The 26680-nt window shown below is 41.1% G+C and carries 23 protein-coding genes, 1 tRNA gene and 3 pseudogenes; 12 read left to right on the top strand and 15 right to left on the bottom strand.

The window, feature by feature from the left end:
* Positions 1-8: 8 nt before the first annotated feature.
* Both BTW00_RS09785 and cml read right to left on the bottom strand, forming a co-directional pair.
* Positions 9-314, bottom strand: a complete 306-nt coding sequence (locus BTW00_RS09785; protein WP_075107254.1) for a DUF4031 domain-containing protein — start codon at positions 312-314, stop codon at positions 9-11.
* A gap of 830 nt (positions 315-1144) precedes the next feature.
* Positions 1145-2341: a CmlA/FloR family chloramphenicol efflux MFS transporter gene (gene cml / locus BTW00_RS09780; protein ID WP_075107253.1), complete on the bottom strand. Its 1197-nt coding sequence runs from the start codon at positions 2339-2341 to the stop codon at positions 1145-1147.
* A gap of 517 nt (positions 2342-2858) precedes the next feature.
* On the opposite strand from cml, the pseudogene BTW00_RS09775 reads away from it, so the two are divergent.
* Positions 2859-3056, top strand: a pseudogene (locus BTW00_RS09775) (hypothetical protein); the annotation flags it as partial.
* A gap of 21 nt (positions 3057-3077) precedes the next feature.
* Here BTW00_RS09775 and BTW00_RS09770 read toward each other — a convergent pair.
* A complete protein-coding gene (locus tag BTW00_RS09770; protein WP_075107252.1) occupies positions 3078-3863 on the bottom strand; it encodes a helix-turn-helix transcriptional regulator in 786 nt (261 codons plus the stop codon).
* 96 nt (positions 3864-3959) lie between these two features.
* Between BTW00_RS09770 and BTW00_RS09765 the strand changes: the two genes are divergently transcribed.
* The 3 genes and pseudogenes from BTW00_RS09765 to BTW00_RS14300 all read left to right on the top strand — a co-directional run.
* Positions 3960-4874, top strand: a complete 915-nt coding sequence (locus tag BTW00_RS09765; RefSeq protein WP_075107251.1) for a DMT family transporter — start codon at positions 3960-3962, stop codon at positions 4872-4874.
* A 1-nt stretch (position 4875) separates the two neighbouring features.
* Positions 4876-5775 carry an ATP-binding protein gene (locus BTW00_RS09760; protein WP_075107250.1) on the top strand — a complete coding sequence of 300 codons (900 nt, stop codon included), beginning with the start codon at positions 4876-4878 and terminating at the stop codon, positions 5773-5775.
* A 141-nt stretch (positions 5776-5916) separates the two neighbouring features.
* Positions 5917-6038 (top strand): annotated as a pseudogene (locus BTW00_RS14300) (IS3 family transposase); the annotation flags it as partial.
* A gap of 139 nt (positions 6039-6177) precedes the next feature.
* On the opposite strand, the gene BTW00_RS09755 reads toward BTW00_RS14300, so the two are convergent.
* The 5 genes from BTW00_RS09755 to BTW00_RS09735 are packed head-to-tail and all read right to left on the bottom strand — an operon-like array spanning position 6178 to position 11856.
* Positions 6178-7059, bottom strand: a complete 882-nt coding sequence (locus BTW00_RS09755) for a hypothetical protein (protein WP_075107249.1) — start codon at positions 7057-7059, stop codon at positions 6178-6180.
* The gene (locus BTW00_RS09750; RefSeq protein ID WP_075107248.1) at positions 7010-8170 is read right to left on the bottom strand and encodes a TniQ family protein; all 1161 of its coding nucleotides are present in this window, start codon (positions 8168-8170) and stop codon (positions 7010-7012) included. The genes BTW00_RS09755 and BTW00_RS09750 overlap by 50 nt, the downstream gene beginning before the upstream one ends.
* Positions 8170-9069: a TniB family NTP-binding protein gene (locus tag BTW00_RS09745; RefSeq protein WP_075107247.1), complete on the bottom strand. Its 900-nt coding sequence runs from the start codon at positions 9067-9069 to the stop codon at positions 8170-8172. The genes BTW00_RS09750 and BTW00_RS09745 overlap by 1 nt, the downstream gene beginning before the upstream one ends.
* Positions 9069-11222: a Mu transposase C-terminal domain-containing protein gene (locus BTW00_RS09740; RefSeq protein ID WP_075107246.1), complete on the bottom strand. Its 2154-nt coding sequence runs from the start codon at positions 11220-11222 to the stop codon at positions 9069-9071. Before BTW00_RS09740 ends, BTW00_RS09745 begins: the two co-directional genes overlap by 1 nt.
* Entirely contained in the window at positions 11212-11856 is a 645-nt protein-coding gene (locus BTW00_RS09735; protein WP_075107245.1) for a heteromeric transposase endonuclease subunit TnsA, read from the bottom strand. Before BTW00_RS09735 ends, BTW00_RS09740 begins: the two co-directional genes overlap by 11 nt.
* 140 nt (positions 11857-11996) lie before the next feature.
* Here BTW00_RS09735 and BTW00_RS09730 point away from each other — a divergent pair.
* Positions 11997-12443: pseudogene (locus BTW00_RS09730) on the top strand (ATP-binding protein); the annotation flags it as partial.
* A gap of 49 nt (positions 12444-12492) precedes the next feature.
* Here BTW00_RS09730 and BTW00_RS09725 read toward each other — a convergent pair.
* The 4 genes from BTW00_RS09725 to BTW00_RS09710 all read right to left on the bottom strand — a co-directional run bounded on the left by BTW00_RS09725 (position 12493) and on the right by BTW00_RS09710 (position 14724).
* Positions 12493-13176, bottom strand: a complete 684-nt coding sequence (locus tag BTW00_RS09725; RefSeq protein ID WP_075107243.1) for a phosphoglycolate phosphatase — start codon at positions 13174-13176, stop codon at positions 12493-12495.
* A 241-nt stretch (positions 13177-13417) separates the two neighbouring features.
* A complete protein-coding gene (locus tag BTW00_RS09720; RefSeq protein ID WP_075107242.1) occupies positions 13418-13909 on the bottom strand; it encodes a DUF4385 domain-containing protein in 492 nt (163 codons plus the stop codon).
* Positions 13910-14103: 194 nt separating this feature from the next.
* Positions 14104-14179 (bottom strand) — tRNA-Phe (locus tag BTW00_RS09715).
* A gap of 122 nt (positions 14180-14301) precedes the next feature.
* Positions 14302-14724, bottom strand: coding sequence for a hypothetical protein (locus tag BTW00_RS09710; RefSeq protein WP_075107241.1), 423 nt, complete (start codon positions 14722-14724; stop codon positions 14302-14304).
* A 544-nt stretch (positions 14725-15268) separates the two neighbouring features.
* Here BTW00_RS09710 and hisB point away from each other — a divergent pair.
* The 4 genes from hisB (at position 15269) to BTW00_RS09690 (ending at position 18355) form a co-directional block, all read left to right on the top strand.
* Positions 15269-15916, top strand: a complete 648-nt coding sequence (hisB, locus tag BTW00_RS09705) for an imidazoleglycerol-phosphate dehydratase HisB (protein WP_058025247.1) — start codon at positions 15269-15271, stop codon at positions 15914-15916.
* 172 nt (positions 15917-16088) lie between these two features.
* Positions 16089-16724 carry an imidazole glycerol phosphate synthase subunit HisH gene (hisH, locus tag BTW00_RS09700; RefSeq protein WP_075107240.1) on the top strand — a complete coding sequence of 212 codons (636 nt, stop codon included), beginning with the start codon at positions 16089-16091 and terminating at the stop codon, positions 16722-16724.
* A 171-nt stretch (positions 16725-16895) separates the two neighbouring features.
* Positions 16896-17273, top strand: coding sequence for a hypothetical protein (locus tag BTW00_RS09695; RefSeq protein ID WP_075107239.1), 378 nt, complete (start codon positions 16896-16898; stop codon positions 17271-17273).
* A 152-nt stretch (positions 17274-17425) separates the two neighbouring features.
* Positions 17426-18355, top strand: coding sequence for a DJ-1/PfpI family protein (locus BTW00_RS09690; RefSeq protein WP_075107238.1), 930 nt, complete (start codon positions 17426-17428; stop codon positions 18353-18355).
* Positions 18356-18433: 78 nt separating this feature from the next.
* On the opposite strand, the gene BTW00_RS09685 is transcribed toward BTW00_RS09690, so the two are convergent.
* Positions 18434-19759 (bottom strand): valine--pyruvate transaminase, encoded by a 1326-nt coding sequence (locus tag BTW00_RS09685; protein WP_075107237.1) that lies wholly within the window; start codon positions 19757-19759, stop codon positions 18434-18436.
* A gap of 459 nt (positions 19760-20218) precedes the next feature.
* Between BTW00_RS09685 and BTW00_RS09680 the strand changes: the two genes are divergently transcribed.
* From BTW00_RS09680 to BTW00_RS09670, 3 genes are read left to right on the top strand one after another with little or no spacing between them, the layout of a single operon-like run.
* Positions 20219-20641 carry a hypothetical protein gene (locus BTW00_RS09680; RefSeq protein WP_075107236.1) on the top strand — a complete coding sequence of 141 codons (423 nt, stop codon included), beginning with the start codon at positions 20219-20221 and terminating at the stop codon, positions 20639-20641.
* A 54-nt stretch (positions 20642-20695) separates the two neighbouring features.
* Positions 20696-21910, top strand: coding sequence for an IS256 family transposase (locus tag BTW00_RS09675; RefSeq protein ID WP_075107235.1), 1215 nt, complete (start codon positions 20696-20698; stop codon positions 21908-21910).
* Between the two features lie 23 nt (positions 21911-21933).
* Positions 21934-23361, top strand: a complete 1428-nt coding sequence (locus tag BTW00_RS09670) for a reverse transcriptase domain-containing protein (RefSeq protein WP_075107234.1) — start codon at positions 21934-21936, stop codon at positions 23359-23361.
* On the opposite strand, the gene BTW00_RS09665 is transcribed toward BTW00_RS09670, so the two are convergent.
* Positions 23333-25960, bottom strand: coding sequence for an ABC transporter permease (locus BTW00_RS09665; RefSeq protein ID WP_083603622.1), 2628 nt, complete (start codon positions 25958-25960; stop codon positions 23333-23335). The two genes, BTW00_RS09670 and BTW00_RS09665, sit on opposite strands and share 29 nt — an antisense overlap.
* Positions 25957-26676: an ABC transporter ATP-binding protein gene (locus BTW00_RS09660; RefSeq protein ID WP_075107233.1), complete on the bottom strand. Its 720-nt coding sequence runs from the start codon at positions 26674-26676 to the stop codon at positions 25957-25959. The genes BTW00_RS09665 and BTW00_RS09660 overlap by 4 nt, the downstream gene beginning before the upstream one ends.
* Positions 26677-26680 lie beyond the last annotated feature (4 nt).

Below are 26680 nucleotides of genomic sequence, written 5' to 3'. Positions count from 1 at the left end.
CGCCTTTATTAAAATAATTCTAATTGTTTTAGGTTTTTTGCTAAAGGGTACTCGTTATTTAATTCAAACTTTAGCTTTTTTGCACATTCAATAATTTTTTTTCTATCAGAAGGTATTGCACCATAACTGATAGCAATCTCTCTAGTGCGTATCGTAATATCATAATGAGGATAACTTGCATTACGATGAAACCAGCATCTACTTACACCGATAAGAGCAGTAAATTCATGCAGTTCTTCTAAGGAATCCGCCAAGAGGTGACACCATCTGTCACCTCTAAAGCTTATGTTAGCAAAATCCACATACACTGCCATTTTTATATTCCTTTTTAAGAGTTTAGCTATGATTTTCTAGAACTCTTAAGTGACAAAACCTATTTTTTATTCAATATGACTTTAAAGTTATTTAAAGGTGGTGATGGTAACTGTTAGGTTTTTTATGGTCCATATTTATGTCAGCTCTCTCAATCATAACCTGTAGTTAACGCTAAGTATAATGCGAAACAAAAATAGCTCATAACGTTAACTATACTAGCTGAGACATGGTCTGCGCTCAACTTTCTTGTCTTTTATATAAACTAAATTGACTATATCTAAAGTTTGTAAAAATAAAACTTGGATGTATATTCGACTAAAGCGTGTTGTACATTGGGTATAAAAAAATAGCAAAAAAAGAATCTTTGAGTTCTCACACCAAAAGACACCGTTCGCTATATAGCCAAATCCATATAAACCCGCTACATTGTTAGCCTCGCTAACCATACTAATATATATCTTGTACTCGGTTTCTTTGTATCGAAATTATTTGAATTCACCTATACCTCGTATAATGCATCACGGATGCGCATTGGACTAGACTAATATCCATATTACTAGACCCTAACCTCTATAACAAAGCTAAATCTTAGACGTACCATATAGAAGTTTGTAGATATTAACGCCACTCTCAACTTATTTTCCTAAGTAGCTGATTTTTAATGGCATTGCAAATTAGACATTTCTGTTACGCTAATTTGAAGCTAATAAAACCAAGGTCTTGTTTAAGTTGAGAGTGGGGTAGATATTATAAAAAATCAATAGTTTGAGAGCTGATTTAAAGTAAAGTCAAGCAATATGTTGACTCTATAATTTTATTTTTCCACAACCTAAGAGCGCCTCATTAATCGATTAGCTGCCATCACAAATAAAGTTACGGTTACTAATATCAGGCAGTAGGCTATCAACGGCCACGCACTATCGCCTGGAAGCGTGACGATCACTATAGTACCAACGATTCCAACGATTAGGCTTTGCACACTGTAGTAGAGCGCCACAGCTGTACCAGCAGCGTTGCTAAAATCGTGTAATGCACCATTAGCCGTAACCGATACCACTAACACCATTCCGACAGCGATCAGCCACATCGGTAGTACGAACGTCAGAATGGAGGGCTCGGTCAGAAGAGTGCATCCGGTTAGGATACAGGCACCCATCAAAATAACGAATAACCCTCGTATAAGACTGCCTTCAACTCCCCAGCGCGACACAAAAAATCTTGCGAAACGCGTTGTTATTATCATCACAAAAGCAACCGTGGCGAAGATTGCGCTGAATATTATTTGGGAGAGGCCTAGGCGTTCGATCAAAACTCGCGGGGAAGTGGAGAAAAAGACGAAGAACGCTCCCATTGCCGTACTAAAACCCAGTGTATAGATCCAGAAAGATGAACTTCCAAGGATTGACCAAAAGACAGGGCTTTGTCTACTCTGTCGGCTTGGACGTGTTTCATGCCACCTGAGCAGCGCGTGGCAGAAGGCGAATAATCCAAAGATACCAAGCATCACGAAGATCGCACGCCACCCAAAATTCATTGCAATAACTGCACCTAATATGGGTCCGAGCGCAGGTACGAAGGCTAGCATTGAACCGAAAAGACTATATATCACGCTACTTTCGGGACTATTTGCGTAGACATCCCGGACAGTTGCGAAAGTTGCAACGAGCATAGCCGAAGCACCAAGCGCCTGCAGGACGCGTAGTGTGACGAATAGCGGTCCATTACTGGTCATCGCTAAAGCAAAAGAAGAAACGGTAAAAAAGAATGCTCCACCTAAAACAATTGGTCGTCGACCGATGCGATCAGACATAGGCCCGAAGACAACCTGTCCTAAACCGAGCACAATCATGTAAACGCTCAACGTGAGCTGAACAATGGCAGGTGAAGTATTAAGAGCCGTTGGCATCTCCGGAATGATCGGTAGATAAACGTCCATGGCTAGTGAGGAGAGAATATCAAAGGGTGCCATCAAAAAGAGGGCTGATGGCAGAGAGTAAGCCCACAGGGGGTTTGATTTATCAGACATGGTAAAATATCCGCACAGATGAAGAATTCTGGCGGCAATCTGCTTTCTTAGTGAATTACTGACTCACCATAGATCGCCGCAACAATGAAAAAGGTTGTTGCGGCCTAGCGGTCTGCTGACTTACTGTCTCCCACGATCTTACCTTTGAGATTAAGTTTAATACTTAACTATAGCATGTCGTAACCAATTGCACTAGGGCGTGCCATCAGTTAAGCCTGACAACTAAATTAACCAGATGAATAGCGCTTGAGAAATGACTCACCAACTTATCAGCTCGCGTTGCAATAGCACGGTACTGCTTAATCTTCTCGAGAAAAATCTCTATCAAATGCTGTGCCTTCAAGCATGGACGGGCGATATGATTTATATCTTCATCAAAAGCGGCTGGGGCTATTATCAGACCATCAGACCATCAGACCACATACCTTCAACAACTACCTGACACCTGTAGAAAAAGAGAAACGATACTTTAATCGAAACTTCTTAGCAGTTGTCCAAAATTAGTTGACCACCATAGTCTCCTAATAATCATATGGACTGGGCCTTGCATAAAGCACGACACTTGGTTGAGAATGCTTTTGCTAAGTTAGAACAGTTTCGAACAGTGGCCACTAGATTTGACAAGCTCAAGCAGAGTTATGAAAATACGGTCGCTTTAGCTTGTGCTTATCTCTGGCTGAAGTTATCAATGCTTAACAGGCCTAATAATGTATGAACTAAATTAATTTCTAGAAACTCATATTTCATTGTAAAAATTAGAAGGAGTAACACCAAAATGTCGCTTGAAAACTGCGGTATAGGCGCTTTGGCTACCATACCCATGTTCCAGTGCGACCTGAATTATTGGCGTACCTTGAGCTAAACTCTCAAGTGATAGAAGTAGCCGTGCTAGTTGACGCCACTGTCCAAATGTAATTCCGGTATGACTTTTAAACCGTCGTTGAAAAGTCTTTGTGCTCATAGCTAGCAAATCAGCCCACTGATTTGCGGTAGTGAGGTCGGCAGGCTGTCGTGTTATCTGAATACAAACTTGTTCTAAACGTTCATCAGCAGGCCACGGCAAATGAAATGGCTGAATAGAAAGTATCGGAATTCTACTAAACTCCCCCAGAAGCAGTTTCATGAGTTGTCCATCACGGCTTCTAATATCATAGTCTAAAGGTAGTCTTGATGCCTCAAGCACTAACTCTCGTAGTAATGGTGATACCTCAAGAACGCAGTCTTTCTCAGGTAGTCCCAATATTGCATCTGGATCTATAAACAGCGTTCTCATACTAACTTTTCCTCGCATGCTTACGGTATGCTCTACATGCGCCTGTAACCAAACCCCTTTGGTTGGTGGCACCACCCATCGTCCTTCTTTAGTTTCAACGACCATCACACCTTGAGTCGCGTACAAAAACTGCGAGCGAAGATGCTTATGTTTAGCAATGTTATAACCATGAGGATAGTTTGCTGCCATACCCGTTATTGGCCTTGAGGCCGACTCAAAAGGGATATGTGCCAAAGAATCAATAATCATTAGCATGTCCTATTTAAGACAATTAATGTCTTTTTATCTTAAGACAGTATAACGAGCTTTAATCTAAGATGTTTATTCTTTAGGTTTTTTATAAGAATGAATATGAAATTTTGGTTGTTTCCGTTCCTTGCAATAGCCCTTTGGTCAGGGAATGTTATTGTCTCTAAGTTAGCAGCTAGTAGCATTTCTCCTTTCGCAATTACTTTTTATCGACTTTTATTAGCCGTTGCGATTATGAGTTTGTTTTTAATCGTTCCTATTTGGCGTAACCGTGATATTGCAAAAAGCTATTGGTTAAAACTTGGTTTTCTTGGTTTTTTAAGTATGGCATTCTATCAATGCCTGTCCTATTGGGCTGCGGACACATCAACGGCCACCAATATGGCAGTCATTACCGCCTTGACTCCCTTATTAACGATGATCATTAGCGCAATAATACTGCGAGCTTATCCATCTAAAAGAATTGCGATTGGCGGAATCATTGCTTTATTTGGAACAATTTACCTTATTAGCACGGGTAAACCAATTGAACTTATTAGAGGACATTATCAAATTGGCGATCTTTTAATGCTAGTAGCCGCAGGATGCTATGCCTTATATAGTGTATTGCTTCAAAAATGGCGCATACCACTTCCTGCATGGCAATCAACCTATTTACAAGCTATATCTGCATTAATAGTCATGCTGCCTGTATTTTTGTTTATACCTAAAGGTCAGGCAGAGTTAAATCAATCTACTATCCCACTTATTCTCTACGCGGGAATTCTTGCTTCTGTCGTATTACCTTTCTTTTGGATCAAAGGTGTGGAGCATTTAGGGCCAAATAGATGCAGCGTTTTCATGAACTTATTACCAGTAATGACTGCTGGAGAAGCTATTCTTTTACTAGATGAGCATTTGATGAGTTATCACCTAATAGGAGGAGGAGTGGCTTTGTTAGGTGTATTTATTGCACAGTTGGCCAAACAAAAAGCAGAGAAAAATAGAATTGTTAACTTAGAGGTAAACTGATATGAAATTATCAAATCGAATAGCAGAATTAACTCATGCACTAGATCGTGTTTCCACCATATTTCAAGGTTTTCAGCCTCAGAATCAGGTGGAAATAGAAACGCTTTTAATAGAAAATATTGCATTCCGTTGGCAACGTGGACAAGGTGTTTTTTCTCAAGGGCATCTAATTGCTATAAGTTCGCCACAACTTATTACTTTTGAAGAGCTATCTGGTATTGATCGACAAATTGAAAAGTTATATCAAAATACAAATCAATTCCTTAAAGGCTATCCCGCAAATAATGTATTAATGACGGGTGCTCGAGGAACGGGGAAGTCATCATTAGTGAGAGCCTGTCTATCGTCTTTTCACAATGAAGGATTAAAGCTCATAGAAGTGGACAAAAAACACCTTGATGATCTCCCTGATATAGTAGAAATAATTAAGGGAAAAGACGAAAAATTTTTGATATTTTGTGATGATCTTTCATTTGAAGAAGGTGATGATGGTTATAAAGGACTTAAAACTGTGCTTGACGGTTCAGTAGCTGGCCCATCTTCTAATGTTCTTATTTATGCTACATCAAATAGAAGACACTTAGTTACTGAACGTATGAACGATAATCATGATCTTAGAAAGGATGACAAAGGCGAGATCCATCCAGGTGACTCAATAGAAGAGAAGATATCGTTATCTGATCGTTTTGGACTTCAGCTTCATTTCTATAGCTCTACCCAGAATGAGTATCTAGATATAGTAGCTAAATTGTTAAATCAATACGAACTAGAATTAAACGAAAAGATTCAGTTACTAGCACTACAATGGGCAACACAGCGTGGAAGTCGCTCAGGACGTATTGCTGTACATTTTGTTAAGGACTATGTAGGTAAAAAATTAATGGAGAACTCAAGGAAGTAGGTTAAAAATACTGTCCATTTAGGTTTCATGAATTCAAAATACACTTAAAGAGAAGAACAAGGCATTACCATTAGTTGTATTAAACAGGGCAAGCTTCAACAGAATGCTTATGTTGAATGCTTATGTTGAATGCTTATGTTGAATGCTTATGTTGAATGCTATAACAGAACCACGCCTTGTGATTGGACAACCAAGAGGTGTTTACTAGTTTAGATCAAGTCATTGAGCAAGTTAAAGCTTAGTTGTATCACTACAATAACTAGCGCCCGAACATGGGCAATGGTGCCTTTACACCTATACAAAAACTGAATTACGCAGCTTAATTCTATTTGTTAGGTGTCTTATGGTTGGGATGATTACTCTTTCTCTCGGAGCCATCCATATCAAAAAGTTGATATCCAATTAAAATTTAGGCAATGCAAATAGTTTGTCACCGTATTGAACTATCATCAAGCCTTCATAATATTCACATGGCCTGATATGAACATCGGATAAAGCTTTTACATCAATGAAAAACCGATGGAAATATTTAATACCATTGTTAATCCATTGAATTTTTTGCTTATCACTCAGTGGTTTTTCTAACATAGCAAGAAAGATGAACTGCCTCTCAAATTTTTTACGATCTTTGTCTCCAACAACTCTATAAGTTGATTTATCTAATATTCGTTTTGTTGCTCTTTTACAGATAAGACTAAATTGGTGATGAGTGTTTAAGTAGTGGGTAAAAGAAACAATAGCAGTTATATGCCCTTTATTCTTAACCAAATATCTATCTATTTGAGCCTGTGATGGTGTTTGATTATCTTTTAAGCCATAGTGGTAGTACAAACCTATTATTGGTTGAAAAACCGTTCTAACGGAGCTTGGCTTGCTCTTACGCTGCTCCTGTCTTTTATTCAAAAAAAGCAAATATTCTTGTAAGATGCTTGGAGGATTATCACCGAATGCTACAAACATTTCTTGAATAGCTGCCTGTGAAATAAGAATTTGTTCAGTCATATCATCGTCACGGATTTGATGAGTCTTAACCATCCACCCAAGTACAGGCATGTTTCTTTGAACAAACTGATCATCAAATGTGTGAATTATTATTTCATAGGATGGTATTTTGCCCCATTGCACGTCGCACTCTTCAAAGAACTTAAGAAACCTATGCGCAGGCGCAACAAACTTTCTTTTGCCCGTCCTTCTACGAAGAAACTCACTAAAATCTACGTAACTTTGAGAAATCTTATAACTTAGTAACTCTTCTGGTTCGTTTATTGGGTTTAGTTTGGTCATATATTCTCAACTTCTCAATTCGTAGCTGCATTCTTTCCCAAGAGGTGTTCACAGCTTTTGATGACTTAGGTTTTAAAATTGTTCTTTGTCCTTCTAATTGGCTTCTTGTGACTGATGGAAGCTCCTCGTAGACAGGCAAAAAGGCTTTGGGTATTACAGGTCGTTTGCCCAATCGAAAGCTGTTTTGCGTTAAGTTGTTTTTCTCACAAGCCGACAGCCAATTATCAAATGTGATTTTATGCATCTGATTGGCGTAAGCCATAAGCATTACCCTCTCATCATAAGATAAATAGTCAAATTTCAGACCCGTTCTAGTTTTGCTTAGCTTAAGATTGTCAACGCTTATACCAAAGGTTTTTATCAGATTGTAATAAATTAAATTCTTCTCTAAAGTACTCTTTCTTATCAGGTTGATGAAAAATAGCATCAACTCAAACCAATCAGCAGAAGTTATTTGGCGCTCTAAAGCTGTAGCTTGGTTAGTAAATAAAGCTTGTTCAGCCATTGTCTGAAACTGATAAGTATCAAGACATATTGGCCCTTTTTCTATATGGGCACATAGCTTTTCTCGGCAATGAGGACATTTATTGATAAACTGGTGATCGGCTTTAATTAAATGAGGTTGATACGGTAAGCCGCAGCTAGCACAGGTGTTTTGTAGTGAAATTAAATGTTGCTTACAGTACACAAACCAGCTAAACCGCCATTTTATTTTCAAATATGCATTTTTATCTTCATGCATACACTGATAGCAATATTGATGGCCTACCATCGTTTTAGAATGGAATTTGGGTATAGGTAATATCCAAGTTAAGCTACTGTTTGGTTGATACTCTAGCCCAATATCACTGTTGAGCTTTATTAAGCTTCTATTATCAAAGGAGCTGACATTAGTTTTAGCAAGCATAGCCATGTCTTGATGAATCTGTTTATCAATATGATTGAAGCCTTTGTCAAAATCGTGATGACGCAAATTGTGCTTAGACCAGTGGTAAAAAAGTATCGTAGAAAGGTTGCAGCCTTGATTTAAAGACGCTCGTAACAACCACGAGTTTATGCTTTCATTATCTAAAAGACGTGTAGCAACAGGTAATGATTTTACGCTAAACATCACCTCAACCCTTCGGTTGGGCGAACACTTTTATTTTTGGTCAAAATATCCTCTGTAATTTGTTCCGTTCCGCTGAGAATCGCATCTTTTGCACAAACAGATAAAAGCCTATGAATATTGCCTAAATTGCCTTGTGAGATGGTGTGAATTAGGGAAGCTGATTTTGGAAGGTGTAATTGTGACGGCTTTTTCAGAGGAAAAACTCCTTCAAGTCGAAAAAGTAATTCTTGAAATCTTTTATCTAATTTCCAAAGAGGGACTTCTACAATATCGAATCGACTAGCGTGCTGAGGATCAGTGTGTAGTACACGTTTCGCATCCTGCGTTCCAATACCGACAATCGGTATCTGTAATTCATTGCATAATGTCTTCAAAGCATTCATTACCTGACGTTGCTGTCTTGGTGTACCTGTAAGTAATGAATGAAGCTCATCAACAATGATCATTTTGACTTGATACTCGCGGCATAAATGAAGTACTTGATAGAGCAATGAAGATGCTGAATCTTTCGTTCTATAGGGCATATGAAGTGCCTCTAGAATAGACATGTAAAGGTCTTTTTCATTAGTACTCGCAGGCGCATTCGCAAAAATGACCGGCTTAATTAGAACACCATTTTCTTCAATTGGCATCCCATGCTTTCTGAAAAATCGATGAGCGATAGTGGTTTTGCCGTTATTTGAATCCCCAACTATTAGGAGATTAGGCATTCTTAATCTTTTCGGAAACTTCAACAGTCCATTCAGCTCTAAAATTATATTGTCTGCTATTTCGTAATTGACCCAACGAGCTTCATTAATAAAATCCAATCGATCTTCATCAGAATATTCTACAAGATGACGAAAGTCTTTATACACATGAGTGTATGCTGCTGCTTCATCAGTGGTAACATCGTTCATTATTCAATATCTCCAAAGTCAAAGTCATCCGTATCTAGCAGTAGACCATTTTGCTCAACTATATTTTTTGCTGGTTTTTTAGACGCCTGTGTTGATGACTGCAAGCTTGCTTCAATTTCATCAGCATCGTTCAGTTCTACGCTTTCATTATTAGGAAGCTGGCTCTTTTTACTAGCCATCATTGTTCTAGCTACAATAGTCTGACTTTTAGCATGTGTTTTTTGAAGTTGCGCTTGTCTACGAGCAGACTTTGTTTTTTTAGATGAGTTTGCAACTAAATCTCGCATTTCAGTCAAGGCTTCGTAGATTTGATGTTCATTTATATACTCATTTCCTTTATCAGCGATTTGCTTCCGAATTTTTTTGTATTCCCACAGACTCATGTTTGGTAGCTGCTGATTGGCAAAAGGAACCGTAAAGTACTGATGTAAATTTGGGTCATAGAACCAAATTTTACTAATATCTCTTGGGTCGCGTCTAAATAAGAAATGTCGCTTACTACCGTCTTTATTCGTTGAGTTAATAAAAATATTTAAGCAAGGGTCGTAGTAACGTAAGGAGTCAACAGTCACACCAAAATGCTGGATGGTTCTTTTAAAACTAGGCATGAAATCTAATAATAAGGTTTTTGAATCTTCTGGTAATGAGGGTAAACCAGTACCAATATTTTCGCCATCACCGTAGATACCCAAGCTCCATTGTTCTGTAGGGCTGCGCCCTAGAGTGCTATGGATACGCTTATGATAGACCTTGGTAATAAAGGTAAGTAGCCAAACCTCAAACTCATCTAAAGTAAGCGCTGCTTCTTTTTCAGAGTCGTAGTTGTCTTTTTCTTTAATGTTAGAGAATGTTGTGCCACTTATGCCATGAATCTCTTTCATAAACGTGCCAATTAGACGTTCGATATGCCCACCGAATTGTGGCCTTGCTACTGGCCTAAACTCAAGGTTAATCCCATGAACTTCACATGAACGAGCTAAAGTGTTTGACCGAAAGTCAGCACCATTATCAACATGAATTTTTTGTGGATAACCGTAAACCTGCCACTCTGTATGATCAATTCCATGCTCAAGTAGTAAGCTCTCTTTTGGTAAGATGCTTCTTGCAACACACATTGCAACTGAGGTGGCTGATGGTGGGTCTAATGATAGGTAATACCCAGTAATCATTCGACTATAGACATCAATAGCTAACGTTAAATACGGTCTACCAATAGACTTTCGATGTTCATTATCAACCAACATTAAATCAACTGGTGTATGGTCTATTTGTATAACGCTTAATGGATAATCTGCGTTAGGGAAGGAATGGGGCGTAGGCTTAAATTTCTTTCTAGCTTGCTCTATTTGACCACGCTTTTTAAGCTGCTCATACTCTGAAATTTGGTCAATACGTAGTCTGATTGCCTTTTTACTCGGCTTGTCGATCCTCTCCATTGAACAAATACGAAAAACCTCACGATAGGTCTGCTCTAAACTGGCTCTCTGCTTGGTTAAATAAAACGCTTTTATTGCTCTTTGTATAACACCATCCTGCTCTTTAGTCAGGCGCGAACCACCTTCTTTCCAGCCTCGTTTCTTCTCTACTAACCCTGCAATTGAACCAACAGATTGATACTGTTTAGTCCAGCGATACAATGAACGAATTGAGACATTGGTTTCCTTAGAGCGTTTTATGATTAATTTTCGATGATTATATTTATGTTCAGTGTTGATAATTGGTTTGATTGCTTCAAACTTTACTTGTGCTTTCTGCCACTCTTCATCACCAATAGCACTGATATCAACATTGATATGATCATTATTTTGATCTTCAATGTTTGACAAACTTCTTATATGAACAATACTAGTTTTACCCGTTTCTACACTACGGACAACAACCTCTATACTCTCATTTAAATACTCGACTAGCTCATAGTGCTTATTATCAGCCTTATTCAGATAGGTTTTGCCTTTACGTAGATCGATACGTCCACGCTTGATATCAAACTTATTTAAACCTTCTTCATCGTGGTCAACCATAAAACCATAACCTTCTATTGTTGGCATTGATTCATTTATTATATCTACCTCAACACCTATTTTTTGAAAATCATCTAAATGTCTGTTAAAGATAGATGAATTAGATTCTAGAACTTTATTATTATTCATCATCCACCCATACCTCTGTTAAGTCATTAATTTTAATGAATAAATCAAATTTAAGTTGTTTGGTAGCCAATAAATGATAAATTACTCGTAAACCATGATTGCGTAGTAAAGAGCCTGTATAAAAACGAGTTAACAGATAATCTATGGTAGTTGTACCCATAAGTCTAACCTGCTCTAAAACCGCTTCTTGATCTTCTCTCTCGATTGCAGAGTTTTTAAATGTCATTAGAAAGTTGATATTATTCAGAGCTGTATTTCTAATGCGACTTTCATCGTAGATACGGAATATATAGCCGTTATCTTTACAATAGCGTTGCATCGTTTTCCATTTATCTGACCAGTCTCTCCAGTTTTCCTGCCATAGATCATACGGTTTGACTTCAATAATCATATTTGGCTTATCAATATCCTCCACAAACTTTATAAAAAAGTCAGGTGTGTACTTATAAGTAATGCCGTTTTTAACGAAGGGTATGGTGATGGGCTGAGCAACTATGTCTTCTACATCTTCTCGGAAGGCATGAACTATAATTAAATCACGCTCTAAAGTTGACTCATAGGGTACAGAGCTACCTTTATACGGAACTCTCCCTGATACACTCATTCTAGTCGGTTTTATTTTACGCATTTGTTTCATAATAATTTGTCACTTATTTAGCATTTATTGTATTTTATGACAGCTATTTGGTATATGTTTGCCATCTAATTGGTGGTACCTTGAATAGAAAAGGGATGATATTGAAGGGTATTGTGCCAGTAATTGGGAGTTATTACACGTGTGGTTATGATGGTGATACTTCAGGTCGCTGCCGCTGTCGACCTGAGCAAATCAAACGCTATCAAGACAAACTCTCAGGGCCACTATTAGATCGTATTGATTTGCATATTACCGTACCAGCATTGCCGATTGCTGATTTGCAAAGCGCGCAGGCAGGGGAAACATCCAAACAAGTACGCGAGCGAGTAGCAGCCGCGCATCAGCATCAATTAAAACGACAACAAAAAGTCAATAATGAGCTAAGCCCGAGCGAAATCGATGAATATATCGAATTAGGCGACAGCGAAAAACAACTATTGCAACTTGCTCAGCAGCGCTTGAATTTATCCGCACGCGGCTACCATCGAGTGTTACGAGTCGCGCGTACTATCGCGGACTTGGCCAACAGTACAGATATTAACAGCGCCCATGTGTCAGAGGCGCTCAGCTATCGTAGTAAGGAGTAGTCTTCGTTTAAGCCAACTATCACATCCGTTTGATAGATGCTTTTATGGGTTAGATGTTATCTTTCATAATCCAAGCAACCAAATCCGCAAAATTATCAAACGCCTCGGTTGGGCCGAGCTCACGAATGTCTTGCCCGTAGTTATAGCCATAGGATAGTCCAAGCGTGTCCATATTGGTGTTTTGACCCGCCAAGATGTCGTTTCTAGAATCGCCAATCATCACTGACTGCGCGACACTAACATTGAGAGCGTCGCAAACGTGCAATAGAGGCGCTGGATCTGGCTTTTTGGTGGATAGACTGTCACCGCCCATCACTTCACTAAATAAATCCTGCCAGCCAAATGATTCTAATATTTTTGGCACAAAACGAATGGGTTTGTTAGTTACTAAGGCTAGTGTGTAGCCAGCCGCGTGAAGTTGTTTAAGGCCACTATCGACATCGGGATAGGCGACAGTTTTACTACCACTGAGGTTCTTATAAGCTTCAAAAAATATTTGCTCTGCGTGATCGGCTTCGGCTTGGGTCAATGCGCCCTCTGGGACAGTCACATCACCGATTAAAGCACGCTCTACGAGCATTCGTGAACCATTGCCTATCCAATTGCGTATCGTCTCGATTGGATAGGTGTCTTTACCAAGCGTGGTCAGCATCGCATTGGTGGCGTCGGCCAAATCAGGCACGCTATCAATGAGTGTGCCATCAAAGTCAAAAATTAAAAGTTGCTTATTCATTGTTCCTCACTATTAAAAATAATTATATTTATTGTGTTAGATATTCCGTGTTATACCTTGGCACGGTAGTATTTTAAGACTGGTCAATTTAGTGTTGTTATATTCTCAAGTTTATGAGCATTAGCAGTTACTCGACATCTTTATATAGTCAATCCACTAAAAAAGCTTTACAGCGTTAACCTCGCTTGAAGTATGACGTATACATCTGCACTCGGTTGCCTTGTACCACTCTTAAATTGGATCAACTATAACGCGCGCGGTGTTCTTTCTTCATTCTTAGATAATCTTCGTTCTCACGGCACTCGTCCCATTTAATCTTAAAAATACGCGCCGATTCTGCCTTGATGGGGTCTTCGGTTTGTCGTGGTAACTCTTCGCGGCCATGGGCGCCGCTTTGGCCTTTTTTGTCATCAGGTACTGGCCCTTTATATTTTTTACCGCCCTTGTGATTGGCATAGCGACGCGCGCGGGTATAGCCCATTTGAATAAATTTGCGCGCCATATCTGCACCGACAAAATCATCGTCAGCTAGATAATCCAAAAACATCTGGTAAATCGTCTCACTACTCTCTTTTGCAATATCAGGCGTGGCAAAACGCCAATGCGGGAGTATTTCAGACTTGTAAGGCTCTACCAGTAATACGCCTTGCTCACCGCGCCCGACGCGATATAGCTCAGGATGCTCACGTAGATCAAGATTTTTATAATCCAAGTCGTAATCGAATTCTCTCATATCTGCCACCTAGGCTCTGTACTATGATGGGTATCTATTCATTCATAGTTACTGAGTATACTGAGCCAAGCGGTGTAGAAAAAAGCACAAAAATGTTATGCAACCGTGAGTAAAGCGAGCGATGAGTATAAATAACAGACATAAAAAAAGCCCCAAACATTGCTGTTCGGGGCTTTTTAGAATCTATTAACGAATGGTGGCTCGAGGCAGGATCGAACTGCCGACACACGGATTTTCAATCCGTTGCTCTACCTACTGAGCTATCGAGCCGTCTTCGTTGAGGCGCTATTAAACTAAATATGAGCACGACTGTCAAGTGATTTTTGCATTATATCGAATAAAAGACAATAAATAATCAGATATTAGCAAAATGAGACGTTTTGATCGCCGTTTTAGTCTTTTACTCGCAGTAATTCATACTCGCTCATAATACGGTGAATATCCGCATCTGCAGGGACGAATTCACGCACGCCTTTTTTGACTTCGGCATCATAGACCAGTTTAATAAATTTGGCATCGATGGCACGTTTACGATTCTCTGGATGTACCGTCAGATATTGCAAACGCTTGGCATCGGTCTGCCCATCATCAAAACAAGCAACCGCAGCGATAGGCTTATCATTGAACATACCAACATAGAGATATTGTCCACGTTTGAATCCTTGCGCCACTATGTTTAACACCTCAGCACCATCAGGCTGCGCATCATCACTATCGTACAATGCCTGCAAGCGTTCTGCTAGCTCATTATCGCGAGCAGGTTTTTTGATAAGTGGCGCATCCAAGCTATTAATAGCGATCGCTTCTAAAGGCATAGCAGTTCCTATAAACAGAGGGTTTTTATAGTATAAAGTCAGTGTGACACCGCACTATGTCATGGAGAGTAGTGCCATAAGGTAGACATTGTCAATGTTCGAGCGAGTCATGATTGATATTACTGAACACACTATTTTAGCAGAATGACGTAAATTTGTGCGTGGTTTAGCGCTTGGTCGTGGCAGTAAATGTTAGGGTTTGCTATGATGATGCTAAATCATATGTGATACACATCAACCCTAATATATTGATATCTTTTGTATATATAGTCGGTTCAATATAAAATCGATACAATAAGATTAAACGCTATTTTTCGCAGCCTCTGGAGACGTAGTCACAGCAAGCAAGAAAAATAGCGTTTAATCAAATGAATTTATTATCCTGTATCGTTTTTATTTAGACTTAACTATATCACTTTTTCATACATTTTTTGCTGACGCTGATGGCAGCGTTAGCGGTGATGTAACAGACAGCAATGGACGATGTTTTACCCTATTTATAATTGACCGCTTTTCACTGATAAAAAACCGATAGAGAATAGCCATGACAGCCAATGCAACTGAGCAAAATCAAGCAACAAACCTAAATTTATATGGTCGCCCTGAGCGCATCGCGACCGTTGAGCGCATCACTGCTGAAACGCAAATCACTTGTACCGTCAACCTCGATGGGACGGGTAAAGGTGTGGTAGACACGGGCGTACCGTTTTTGGATCATATGATCGATCAGATTAAGCGTCATGGTTTGTTTGACTTGGATATCAAGTGCAACGGTGACACCTTTATTGATGACCATCATAGCGTCGAAGACACCGGTATCACCCTTGGTCAAGCGTTTAACAAAGCGTTGGGCGATAAAAAAGGCATCCGTCGTTATGGGCACTTTTATGCGCCATTAGATGAGTCGTTGACACGCGCTGTGGTGGATTTGTCAGGTCGTCCAGGGCTGCATATGGATATTCCATTTACGCGCTCGCACGTTGGCCGTTTCGATGTTGACCTATTCAGTGAGTTCTTTTATGGCTTCGTCAATCACTCGTGGATGACCGTGCATTTGGACAATCTCAAAGGCAAAAACAGCCATCATCAGATCGAATCAACCTTTAAAGCTTTTGCTCGCGCGCTGCGTATGGCCTGCGAATATGATGAGCGTGCGCTGAATACCTTGCCATCGACCAAAGAGGCTTTCTAAGGCGCATATAAGGCTGTTCTACAAGGTTACTCAAGAGGGTCAGTTAAGCTTGGCGTACTGGTTGTACAGCCTGCGCTTAACTTCCTTGTAGCAAAACCTTATCTACACCTTAGTAACAGAAAATAGTATACATAGTATAGTAGTCAAAATATTTAAAAACGAGAACCAATTGATGACCAAAGTAGCGCTATTAGATTATGGCATGGGCAATTTGCATTCAGCTGGCAAAGCCTTGTCGGTAGTCGGGGCAGACGTCTCTATCACCAATGATCCAAAAGTTGTCGCGGCAGCAGATAAAATTGTCTTCCCTGGTGTCGGTGCGATGCGTGATTGTATCGCTGGTATGCATGAGGCAGGCATTGATGACGTGGTACGCGATGCAGTGTTTAACAAGCCCGTGATGGCCATCTGTGTGGGGATGCAAGCGTTATTTGAGCAATCGGCTGAAAATGGTGGTACAGATTGCCTTGGCATCTTAAACGGTACGGTAGAAGCATTTGACCCTACGTGGAAAGACAAACAAGGCGCAACGATAAAAGTACCACATATGGGCTGGAATACCATCAGCAGTATGGATTTTGACCATCCGCTTTGGCACGGTATCGAGGACAATGCGCATTTTTATTTTGTGCACAGCTACTACTGCGAGCCTGCCGATAGCGCGCAAGTGGCGGCGGTATGTGACTATGGTCAACCGTTCTGTGCCAGTGTCATCCAAGACAATCTATTTGCCACCCAGTTCCATCCAGAAAAGAGCCATACCGCTGGCTTGCAACTGCTAAAGAATTTTGTCGAGTGGAATGTGTAGATAAGCAGTAAACGTAAATTGCACATTTGCTTCAGAATAGGGTAGATTATCGCTTGTATAATCTACCTTTTTTATTCTCCACTATTGTCATTCTTAACTATCAATTTTTAGTTATTATTGTTTAGTGATACGCTCAATCATTTTCTGCTCGCTTATATTTGGAATACTCTAGTGGACTTTACCGCCTTTAAAATAAACGTTGTTGAAACAACTGGCCTTGCCAAAGATGCGTTACACATTTACGTCGGCGTCGGCGTCTATCTGCTCAGCATGTTTATCTTACGCCCTATCATTAAGAATCAGACTATCAGAGCCTTTTTAGCATTATTAGTCGTCATTAGCGTAGCACTGCTAGGTGAATATTTCGACAATCGTCACATCATTGTGCCAAAAGGCCTTCTGGCTCTAAAAGGTACAGATATCAAAGCAAGTATTCATGATCTCATTAATACCTGCCTGCTGCCTTTCGTGCTATTTGCTTTAAATAAGTGGACAAGGATTTTTCAAGCGAGCAGCTCACCAAGTAAGCTACTAAAGAAAACCCGTTAAAACAGTTTTTCAATCCTGCTTTACAAAACTTACGAAACATAAAAACTCTCATCTATTTAATGATGTCTTCATTTGTTACCTTAGATTTATCATTTCTAGCTACTTAATAAATAGCTACTCAATAAATATAAATCATAAAAAAGGAAGCCATTATGAATATGCAAGATCTATTAGATAAAGCCAAAGACACCTTAGACAACGCCAAAAATACTCTAGGCTTAGAGCCGCAAGAAACTGAAGCAGGCATTTATATTCCCTCAACATCATCGCTAAAGATAGCTGCGCCGAATAAAACCAACTACGATCATACTAGTTACGATAATCTCTATACGGGCGATAAGAAAATCATGATGGTCTGTACCGAAGAGCAGTACATGACTATGGAGAACGGCAATAAATTTGATACCGGTAATCATCCGGTGGAGATGATGGTGCCGTTATTACATTTTAAAAAAGCAGGCTTTGATGTCGATGTGTTTACGCCAACAGGCGAGGCGGTCAAGGTCGAGCAGTGGGCGATGCCAGAAGACGATGACGACGTTAAACAAATTTATAGTGAGTACGAGTCCAAGTTTAACAACCCCAATAGTATCGCTGACTTTGTCAAAAACGATATGGCAGACAGCACTGATTACGCGGCGATCTTTATTCCCGGTGGTCACGGCGCTATGCTAGGCTTGCCTGAGGACAAGAACCTCGGTGCATTGCTACGCTGGGGTCATGAAAAGGATCTCTTTACCTTAGCGATTTGTCATGGGCCTGCAGCGTTATTGGCGGCTGACCTTAATAGTCCTGACAGTTCTGATGAAGCCAATTCCGAGCGTGACTTTATCTTTAAAGGTTATGAGATGGTAGCCTTCCCGACGGTTATGGATAAGCAAATGCCAAAAATCGGTTATCTGCCGGGACCTATGCCGTGGTACTTTGCTGAAAAGTTAGAAGATTTAGGCGTTACTATTGATAATAAACTGGCCTCAGGACAAACGCATCAAGATAGAAAGCTGATCTCAGGCGATGGGCCACTCGCGGCAAATGAGTTTGGTAAAATGAGTGCTAAAGCTTTACTAAAAGAGTTTGGTTAGATTGTTTTCATAAAGTCATTATATAAAAAAACGGACTATTTATTAGTCCGTTTTTCGTTTTGCTATTTGACTTGATGATTACTTGCTTTGAGCCTCATCATATAACTCACGTACCACTTCACCAATCACTCTAATACCATCCGTCAGTGTTTGCTCATCAGCAGCGATACTCATGCGGATACACTCGTGTGCGTGCTGGTAATCGCTGACATCCACACCGGGGAAGAAGTACTCGCTTGGTACAATAAGCGTACCTTTTTCTTTAAGGCGCTCGTATAGATCAAGGGTGCTAATCGGCAAGTCTTTAAACCATAACCAAAAGAATATCGCGCCTTCAGGCTTGTGAATTCTCAATGGATAATCGCCCAGCTCTTGTTTAAGCAGCGCAATGGCCTTTTTTGATTGCTGCTGATAAAACGGCTTAATCTCGTTATCGGACAAGTCTTTAATGGCATCGTTTTCGACCAGAGGCGTGGCGATAGACGCACCAAAGCGCGTGGGCGAGAGATTGACCACCGCATTTATCGCGCTGACTGCGGCGATGACCTCAGGCGCGGCCACGATAACTCCCGTACGCACCCCCGGCAAGCCGATCTTGGACAGGCTAAAACACAGTATCGTATTCTCATCCCAGCTTAATTGTACATCTGAGTAAATAATATTAGGGAAAGGCATACCGTAGGCGTTATCGATAATCAGCGGAATGTCATAACGCTTAGCAATCTCGGACAAATGCGCCATTTCGTCATCGGTCAGCACGTTGCCAGTCGGGTTGGTCGGGCGTGAGCAGCAAATCGCGCCGATACGACCTTCCTTTAACGCTGGCAAGTTCTCTAACGCGTCAAAATCGACACGATATTTAAAGAAGCCTGCTTCGCCATCATGCGTCACTTCATCGATATGCGGCAATACGGCAGTGAAATGCTGACCTTCGACATGCACATCGCTATAGCCGATATACTCAGGGGTCAATGGCAGTAGAATGGACTTATCGATAGATTGGTTCTTTTTATCAACGAACGCCCCACCAAACAGATTAAACAGATAAAAAAACGCATTCTGTGAGCCATTGGTCAGAGCGATGTTGTCTGCCGTGAGATTCCAGTCATAATGACGGTTAAAGAAGCCAACCAACGCATCGATAAAGGCGGCATCGCCTTGCGGATTGGAGTAGTTCGCCATGCTGATAATCGCGCTACTGTTGGGTACGCCTGCGTCGTTATCAACACCCAGCGCCTTATAGGTCTCTAAAAACAGCTCATTGACGGCATCAATTTTGGCAGGGTTACCACCGCCCAGCATGTTGACTGGCTGATCGCTTTTTAGCGCATCGCCCAGATCATCCATCAATTGTGAGATGCCAGTGGGCTGGGTAAATTTTTGACCGAACTTTGAGAATTTCATAAGGCTACCATGCTGTTTGGGAGGGTGTTATAAGTGGGTATTTAACCGATAAAGTTGGGCTAGTATAGCAAATGAGGGCTATAAAATAAGCAAAGTGCGCGGCAGATATTGACTTATATGTATATACAGTTTACGAAGTAAAAAATGCCTTCTAGGTGAGTAGAGGGCGTTTTGGTTTGACGTAGGATGGGTCAAATTTGTCAAGTTCTCATGGATCATAAAGTCAATACGTAACTCATCTTGTCTTTTTAAATATAATCTTGAATAAACAACAAGTTTCATATAACCTGACTATTCCCTTCTGGGAAGATCCTTGGGATGCGTATCGCAACCTGTTCTGACAATGTAAGAGCTTCTGTCTGAGTCCTATAAGGCTTTGGAGGGTTCGACTGGTATTAATGTTATTTGTACTGTGACCACATGAGTTCCCAGAAGGAACCAAACAAGATGATGTGAAACATGAGTAGTTTAATAGCACTAAAGAAATGTGATGATAGAAAAGATTTAGCTACTATTTTAGGCTATTCCCTTAAACAATTTACAGCAATAATCTATGCCCAAAGCCCACAAAATAAATATCATAGCTTTACTATCCCGAAGAAGACAGGAGGAAGCAGAGATATATTAGCTCCTAAAGCTGATTTAAAGCAGTTACAGCAAAAACTTGCAACGCTTTTAAGTGATTGTTACGAAGAAATAGAGTGCAACAGAATATCAAAGTTAACGAAACCTGTCTCAATTTTAAGTTTTTCTTCTCATGGCTTTAGAGGCGCTATAGATAATGAGCATTATTTAAATAAGTTTAGTTTTGATATCTACAGCAATGCAAAAAATCATACAAATAAGAAGTACGTATTTAATTTAGATATTAAAGATTTCTGAGAGTTTCCCAAACTCTGTGTAACTGCTTATAATCCACTAACCGGAGAATAAGCAATGACGACTCAATCTGACATTAAAAAACTGGCCGAGCAAATGGCTGGTAGCATGAACAGCTTTGATGACATCAAAGACTTTCAAAAGCAGCTCATGCAATCCTTTATCGATACTGCTTTAGAGGCTGAGATGGAAGATCATCTCGGCTATCCTAAGCATGAGAAAGCAGACAAGCCAAACAAACGCAACGGTCACACTAAAAAGACCGTCCGTAGCGACACAGGCGAGCTTGAGATATCTACCCCAAGAGACCGTGATAGCAGCTTTGAGCCTGTACTCGTTAGTAAGCATCAAACCCGTATCTCAGGTCTCGATGATAAAATCATATTCCTTTACGCCAAGGGCCAAACCACCACTGAGATCGTCGAAACCATTAAAGAGCTTTATGACGTCGACATCTCAAGCACACTGGTTTCAAGAGTCACCGACAACATCTTAGAGGACATTACTGCATGGCAGAACCGGCCATTGAGCAGTATCTATCCTATCGTCTATTTGGACTGCATTGTCGTCAAAGTACGTCAAGACAAGCAGATCATCAACAAAGCCATTTACCTAGCTCTAGGCGTCAATCTTAGTGGTAAAAAAGAGCTGCTTGGTATGTGGCTCTCAGAGAATGAAGGCGCTAAGTTCTGGCTAGGTGTTCTTACCGAGCTTCAAAACCGTGGCGTACAAGACATCTTAATCGCTTGTGTTGACGGTCTAAAGGGCTTTCCTGATGCCATTAACACCGTTTATCCAAATGCTCAGGTCCAGCTGTGTATCGTACATATGGTGCGCTATTCGATGAAGTTCGTACCGTGGACAGATAAAAAGGCCGTAGCGGCTGATTTAAAGGCCATCTACGGCGCTGATACTATAGAGATAGCAGAGGCCAATCTTGAGCACTTTGATGAGGTATGGGGCAAGGAATATCCGCATGTCATCAAGTCTTGGCGCAATAACTGGGAGGGCTTAACGGTGTTCTTTGAGTATCCGAAAGACATCAGAAAAGTGATTTATACCACCAATGCGATAGAGTCGCTAAACAGTGTGATTCGGACGGCAGTGAATAAGCGTAAGGTATTTCCCTCTGATCAGGCAGCATTCAAAGTGGTGTACTTAGCAACCCAGCAGGCCTCTAAAAAGTGGTCGATGCCAATCCGTAACTGGACGTCTGCTTTAAATCGCTTTATGATTATGTTTGATGACCGTATCAGCAAGCATTTAATCTAAACGGCAGTTACACAGAATTCGGGATGGTCTCAGATTTCTTCAAAAGTATAGATTTTCCCCGTATTGTAGGTTACTTCGTCAAAAATAACGACTTTCTTTTAGACGTGGACGTTGCAGTTACCATAGCTCAAATTGCAACTTACAGAGAGTCAGGTAATACGAAAGGGTATCTACCACAAGGAAGTCCTTTATCACCTATTATTAGTAATCTAATAGGCAGTATCCTTGATATTAGGATTCTACGTTTAGCTAAAAAGTATAAGCTTGATTATACGAGATATGCGGATGATATTACACTTTCTACGAATCTCAAAGACTTCCCATATCAAATTGCTGTACATCGACAAGATCGCTGGATTGTAGGTATTCAATTAGAAAAAATTATTAAATCCTCAGGATTTGAAGTAAATAAGTCTAAAACACGTCTGTATACTAATAATGAAAGACAAGAAGTAAATTCTTTATCCGTAAACAAAAAAGTAAATATAAGAAAAGAATACTATAGATATACTAGGTCTATGGTAAATCAGTATTGTATGACAGGTATGTATTTCAAATCTTCTGAGCATAGGAGAGCTAACATAGCGAATGATAACTCATTGAATGGAATACTTAGTTTTATTTATTATATTAAACGTGATAGAAACCTGGTGGTAGATGACGGCCATATTAAATATTGCGATATGAAAGGTCTTCAAAAATTATATACAAAATTTTTATTCCATTACAATTTTATTTATCAATCCAGAACAACAGTGATAGGTGAAGGTTTTACTGACCCTCGTCATTTGAGAATTGCTTACAAAGCCATCTATAATGCTCATAATAGCAGTATAAAGTTTACCTACTTAGGTAATACTAAACGTTTTTCGCATTTCACTGGTATGAAAGGTGGAACAGGTCTGATAAACAAATTTCTAAGTGAATATCAGCTCATAGATAAATCAATAGCTATCAGCAAGTTCCCTTGCATTATTCTTCTAGATGGTGATAAAGCAGGTAACGATGTCATCAAAATGGCTGAGAAATTATTCGATAAAACTATTAAAAAAATAAATATTCCGACAGTAGGAATAATGTTGTTTTATCACGTTTACAATAACCTTTATATTCTGCAGTTGGATAAAGATGTTGATGTAGAAAAGCTATATGATTCAAATGTACTTCAAACTAAAGTTGATCAGCGAACATTTAATCCTTCTAATAAAAAAACCGATCAAACAAAATTTTATGGTAAAAAAGAGTTTTTAGAGAAAGTAATAGAGCCTAATAGAAGTAAAATCAATTTTTCTAATTTTGAAATTGTTTTCAAAACGTTAAATTACATTCAATTATATCATCTTATAGCTTATCGATCTGAAGCAGGATTAGCTGTAAAAACTAACCTTTCATTAATCTCTGCTAAGTCTTCAAATACAACTTCTAAATCATCGCCCTTACCCGTGCCATAATCCCGCGACCAATCACCAACCTCACATAGATAATGGCAATGGCAAACAGCAATACGACTAACGCCGTACCACCAATAGCCAAGCTCACCCACGGCACACTAAACTGTAGATTAAACCATTGCGTGATGGCCGCCCATGCGCCGACGCTGGCGATAACGACGGCAAATGTCGCCGCGCTAATACCAAGCACACCCAACTCTAGAATATTGAGCATATATAAGTCACGCTTTTGCATACCGAGCAGTCTAAACGATGCGCTGTCCTTCATACGATCTTGTGAGGTAGACAGCAGCGAGCTGATCAGCACCATGACCCCAGTGAGTAGGGCAAGCAAAGTAAACACATAGACCAAGCGGCTCATTTGTACCACCAGCTCTTGAATTTGCTTGGCAATAGCCGTGCCATCGATGGTCGTGACCGCAGGGAACTGGCGTACCAGTTTGCCTTGTAGCTCTGGAATGGTATCTTCTGATACATGCGCGGTGGCAAACTGAATCTGCGGGGCAGCGGACAGCACCGACGGCTCAAATAAGAAGTAAAAATACGGACTTGGGCCACGCTCATAGCGCGTGCGAATACTGGTGATCTGCCCGACGATTTCGATACCCTGAATATTAAAGCGCACCTGATCGCCCATGCCGACATTGAGCATACTGGCGGCAGTGTCCAAGATAGATAGGGGTTTGACTTGCTGATCGGCATCATCGATAGGCGTATACAGCGCATCGTCTGTGAGCGAGTCAACGATGTATTCGGTATCCATCACCGTATCTGCATAGCTCAAGTTAAACACCCGCGTGGGATCATCAAACCCATCCTCAGGCTCGATATCTTTTGCCGGTACATCGTTCGCCGTCTCCACACGCGCACGAATGACGGGGTAATAAGTGACAGGCGCCTCAATGATCGCATCAATATCGTCATGTTGCTCGCTCTGCACATCGAGCAAAAACAGATTGGGCGCGTCTTCAGGATAGGCATTGATAAACTGCGCGTTGATACTGTGATTGAGTGTGGTGATGAGCGTCAGCACCGCAACCGATAGCGATAAGGTGACAAAGAATAATGCGGATTGATTGCCCTTGCGCGCCAGATTATGAATAGCGATACGCTGCATCCAACTGACCTTGGCATTGCTCGCCAACTTATTAAGCAGCCATAGCCACCCACGCGCCAGTAGCCAAAATATCGCCACAAAGCCGATCAAGCCGCCCAATAATTGCGCGCCTAATGACAATGAGCCAACTTCATAAGCAAAGAAGGCATACAGCCCTGTCATCACCAAGCCATACCACAGTAATGGCACGCGTCGATACCACGGCAGGTTTTGCGACTGCTGGCTTGCTCCTTGATTAAGTAGGGTCGCGGGTTTGGTGGTGTTAAGCGCGCTTAAACCACGCTGCGCAATCAGTAGGGTCAGGGCTAAGGCAATGAATATGGTTTTGATCGCGCTAATTGGATTGATAGATAGACCCACGTCAGCAGGTAAGATAGCCGCGAGGTACGGCTGACCAATTTTAAGCAAGCCCAGACTAAGTACAACTGCTGCGATACAAGCAATGGCGGTAGTGACGATAAGCAATTGATAATAGCTACGTTTGAGTGAACCAAGCGGCTCGCCTAACGCCAAACGAATGGCATTATTGGACTGCTGCTTACTGACGAACGCGCTAATGACGCCGTACATGGCGACTGCAGAGAGTAGCAACACTGCGATGACCAGTAACTTTAAAAACATCAATACATTATCAGAGATACGCGAGACCGAAGTGTCCGCCGAATCAGCATCAGAGAGCTCAATATTAGGATAACTGGTCAGTATGCCTGTGAGCTTTTTGCGCTGCGTGCTTATCAGCTCAGGATCACCGGCTATCTCGATACGGTAATTGATGCGGCTGCGCTGACCGAGTAGATTGGTGGCCTCTAACGCATCTTGTTTCATTAAGACCCGCCCACCAAAACCAAAGGCGGTCAAAGGTCTGTCAGGTTCTTTGGTCAGCACATCACTGATCGTAAACTGCGCATCGCCAATATCGATACGGTCGCCGACACTAGCGTTTAGGCTACTGAGCACTTCTGGGGCGACGACGATATTGTCAGCGGTTAGTTGCTCCCACAGCGGCTTTCCTGAGGCAAGCTCAGCGGTACCGTACAAAGGGTAAGACGGTGTGACGGCTTTGACGCTGGCAAGCAAAGTTTGCTCATCGGTGACGAGCATGGCACTAAACTGATAATCATATACGATCTGCGTATCGGGGATGGTTTCTACTTGCGCCAATACCTCGCTTGGCCAGTCTTGCTTGCTGTTCAAAATCAAGTCGCCACCAACGAGCGCACGCTGATTGTCATTGATATAGCGATCAACAGATTGCTGCACCGAGTCGAGGGTCAGGTAGGTTGCAAGTGACAATGTCAATGTGAGTAGAAACAACACTGGATACACCCAGCGCTGCCACCAACTACGGCTGAGTGCTTGCGAGCCTAGTGTTTTGGTGAAAAGTTGATTGAGGATACCGCTAGAATAACTGGTCTCTTGACGCATACTGGTATCAGTCTTTTTTATATCAGTCGATGTGTTGTCTGTCAGCTTTTCATTCATGTCGGTACAATCCGTCCGTCATGCATGGTAATGACGCGATCTGCCATCTCGGCAAGCGCAGGATCGTGAGTCACGACTACTAGTGCAGAGCCAACTTGCTGGCGTAGATTTAATAGCAGCTGCATCACTTGATCGGCATTTTGCTCATCGAGGTTCCCTGTCGGCTCATCCGCAAAGACAATTTTAGGATGCGATACTAGCGCTCGTGCCACAGCCGTACGCTGCTGCTCACCACCAGATAACTGATTGGGTAAGCTGTGACGGCGATGACCCAAATCGACCGCATCAATCAGCTCGTCTACGCGTGATGGGTTTGGACGTCTGGCAATATCAAGAGGAAAGGCGATATTTTCAGCGACAGTTAGGGTCGGCAGTAGATGAAATGACTGAAAGACAAAACCCATGTCCTGTTGACGAATGACCGCAAGTGCGTCTTCATCCAAGCTGCTGAGCGTTTGATCTGCCAGCGACACCGTACCACTATCGGGATAGTCTAATGCTGCGAGCAATCCTAGTAAGGTCGATTTACCCGAGCCTGATTTGCCCATAATGACCACAAACTCGCCAGCGTTGACGTATATATCGACGTCCTTGATGATAGACAATTTTTGCTCACCGACTTGCACGGTTTTGTTTAGCTGTGAGGCGGTCAGTAGGGCTGGTGTCTTAGCGTCTGCTTGTGGCGTGGATGCGGTAACCGAAGGTGATGATGTCATTACA

Source organism: Psychrobacter sp. C 20.9 (assembly GCF_001921765.1).
GTDB classification, from domain to species: domain Bacteria; phylum Pseudomonadota; class Gammaproteobacteria; order Pseudomonadales; family Moraxellaceae; genus Psychrobacter; species Psychrobacter piscatorii_B.
This window is presented reverse-complemented; position numbering and strand designations above follow the sequence as displayed.

Bases quoted from the DNA above. Each gene is read 5' to 3' on its own strand.
- BTW00_RS09745 (WP_075107247.1), bottom strand. From the start codon at position 9,069: ATGAACGATGTTACCACTGATGAAGCAGCAGCATACACTCATGTGTAT.
- BTW00_RS09720 (WP_075107242.1), bottom strand. From the start codon at position 13,909: ATGAGAGAATTCGATTACGACTTGGATTATAAAAATCTTGATCTACGT.
- BTW00_RS09770 (WP_075107252.1), bottom strand. From the start codon at position 3,863: ATGATTATTGATTCTTTGGCACATATCCCTTTTGAGTCGGCCTCAAGG.
- BTW00_RS09670 (WP_075107234.1), top strand. From the start codon at position 21,934: ATGGTCTCAGATTTCTTCAAAAGTATAGATTTTCCCCGTATTGTAGGT.
- BTW00_RS09725 (WP_075107243.1), bottom strand. From the start codon at position 13,176: ATGAATAAGCAACTTTTAATTTTTGACTTTGATGGCACACTCATTGAT.
- hisH (WP_075107240.1), top strand. From the start codon at position 16,089: ATGACCAAAGTAGCGCTATTAGATTATGGCATGGGCAATTTGCATTCA.
- BTW00_RS09660 (WP_075107233.1), bottom strand. From the start codon at position 26,676: ATGACATCATCACCTTCGGTTACCGCATCCACGCCACAAGCAGACGCT.
- BTW00_RS09680 (WP_075107236.1), top strand. From the start codon at position 20,219: ATGAGTAGTTTAATAGCACTAAAGAAATGTGATGATAGAAAAGATTTA.
- hisB (WP_058025247.1), top strand. From the start codon at position 15,269: ATGACAGCCAATGCAACTGAGCAAAATCAAGCAACAAACCTAAATTTA.
- BTW00_RS09765 (WP_075107251.1), top strand. From the start codon at position 3,960: ATGAATATGAAATTTTGGTTGTTTCCGTTCCTTGCAATAGCCCTTTGG.
- BTW00_RS09710 (WP_075107241.1), bottom strand. From the start codon at position 14,724: ATGCCTTTAGAAGCGATCGCTATTAATAGCTTGGATGCGCCACTTATC.
- cml (WP_075107253.1), bottom strand. From the start codon at position 2,341: ATGTCTGATAAATCAAACCCCCTGTGGGCTTACTCTCTGCCATCAGCC.
- BTW00_RS09740 (WP_075107246.1), bottom strand. From the start codon at position 11,222: ATGATGAATAATAATAAAGTTCTAGAATCTAATTCATCTATCTTTAAC.
- BTW00_RS09760 (WP_075107250.1), top strand. From the start codon at position 4,876: ATGAAATTATCAAATCGAATAGCAGAATTAACTCATGCACTAGATCGT.
- BTW00_RS09755 (WP_075107249.1), bottom strand. From the start codon at position 7,059: ATGACCAAACTAAACCCAATAAACGAACCAGAAGAGTTACTAAGTTAT.
- BTW00_RS09665 (WP_083603622.1), bottom strand. From the start codon at position 25,960: ATGAATGAAAAGCTGACAGACAACACATCGACTGATATAAAAAAGACT.
- BTW00_RS09685 (WP_075107237.1), bottom strand. From the start codon at position 19,759: ATGAAATTCTCAAAGTTCGGTCAAAAATTTACCCAGCCCACTGGCATC.
- BTW00_RS09785 (WP_075107254.1), bottom strand. From the start codon at position 314: ATGGCAGTGTATGTGGATTTTGCTAACATAAGCTTTAGAGGTGACAGA.
- BTW00_RS09735 (WP_075107245.1), bottom strand. From the start codon at position 11,856: ATGAAACAAATGCGTAAAATAAAACCGACTAGAATGAGTGTATCAGGG.
- BTW00_RS09750 (WP_075107248.1), bottom strand. From the start codon at position 8,170: ATGTTTAGCGTAAAATCATTACCTGTTGCTACACGTCTTTTAGATAAT.
- BTW00_RS09675 (WP_075107235.1), top strand. From the start codon at position 20,696: ATGACGACTCAATCTGACATTAAAAAACTGGCCGAGCAAATGGCTGGT.
- BTW00_RS09690 (WP_075107238.1), top strand. From the start codon at position 17,426: ATGAATATGCAAGATCTATTAGATAAAGCCAAAGACACCTTAGACAAC.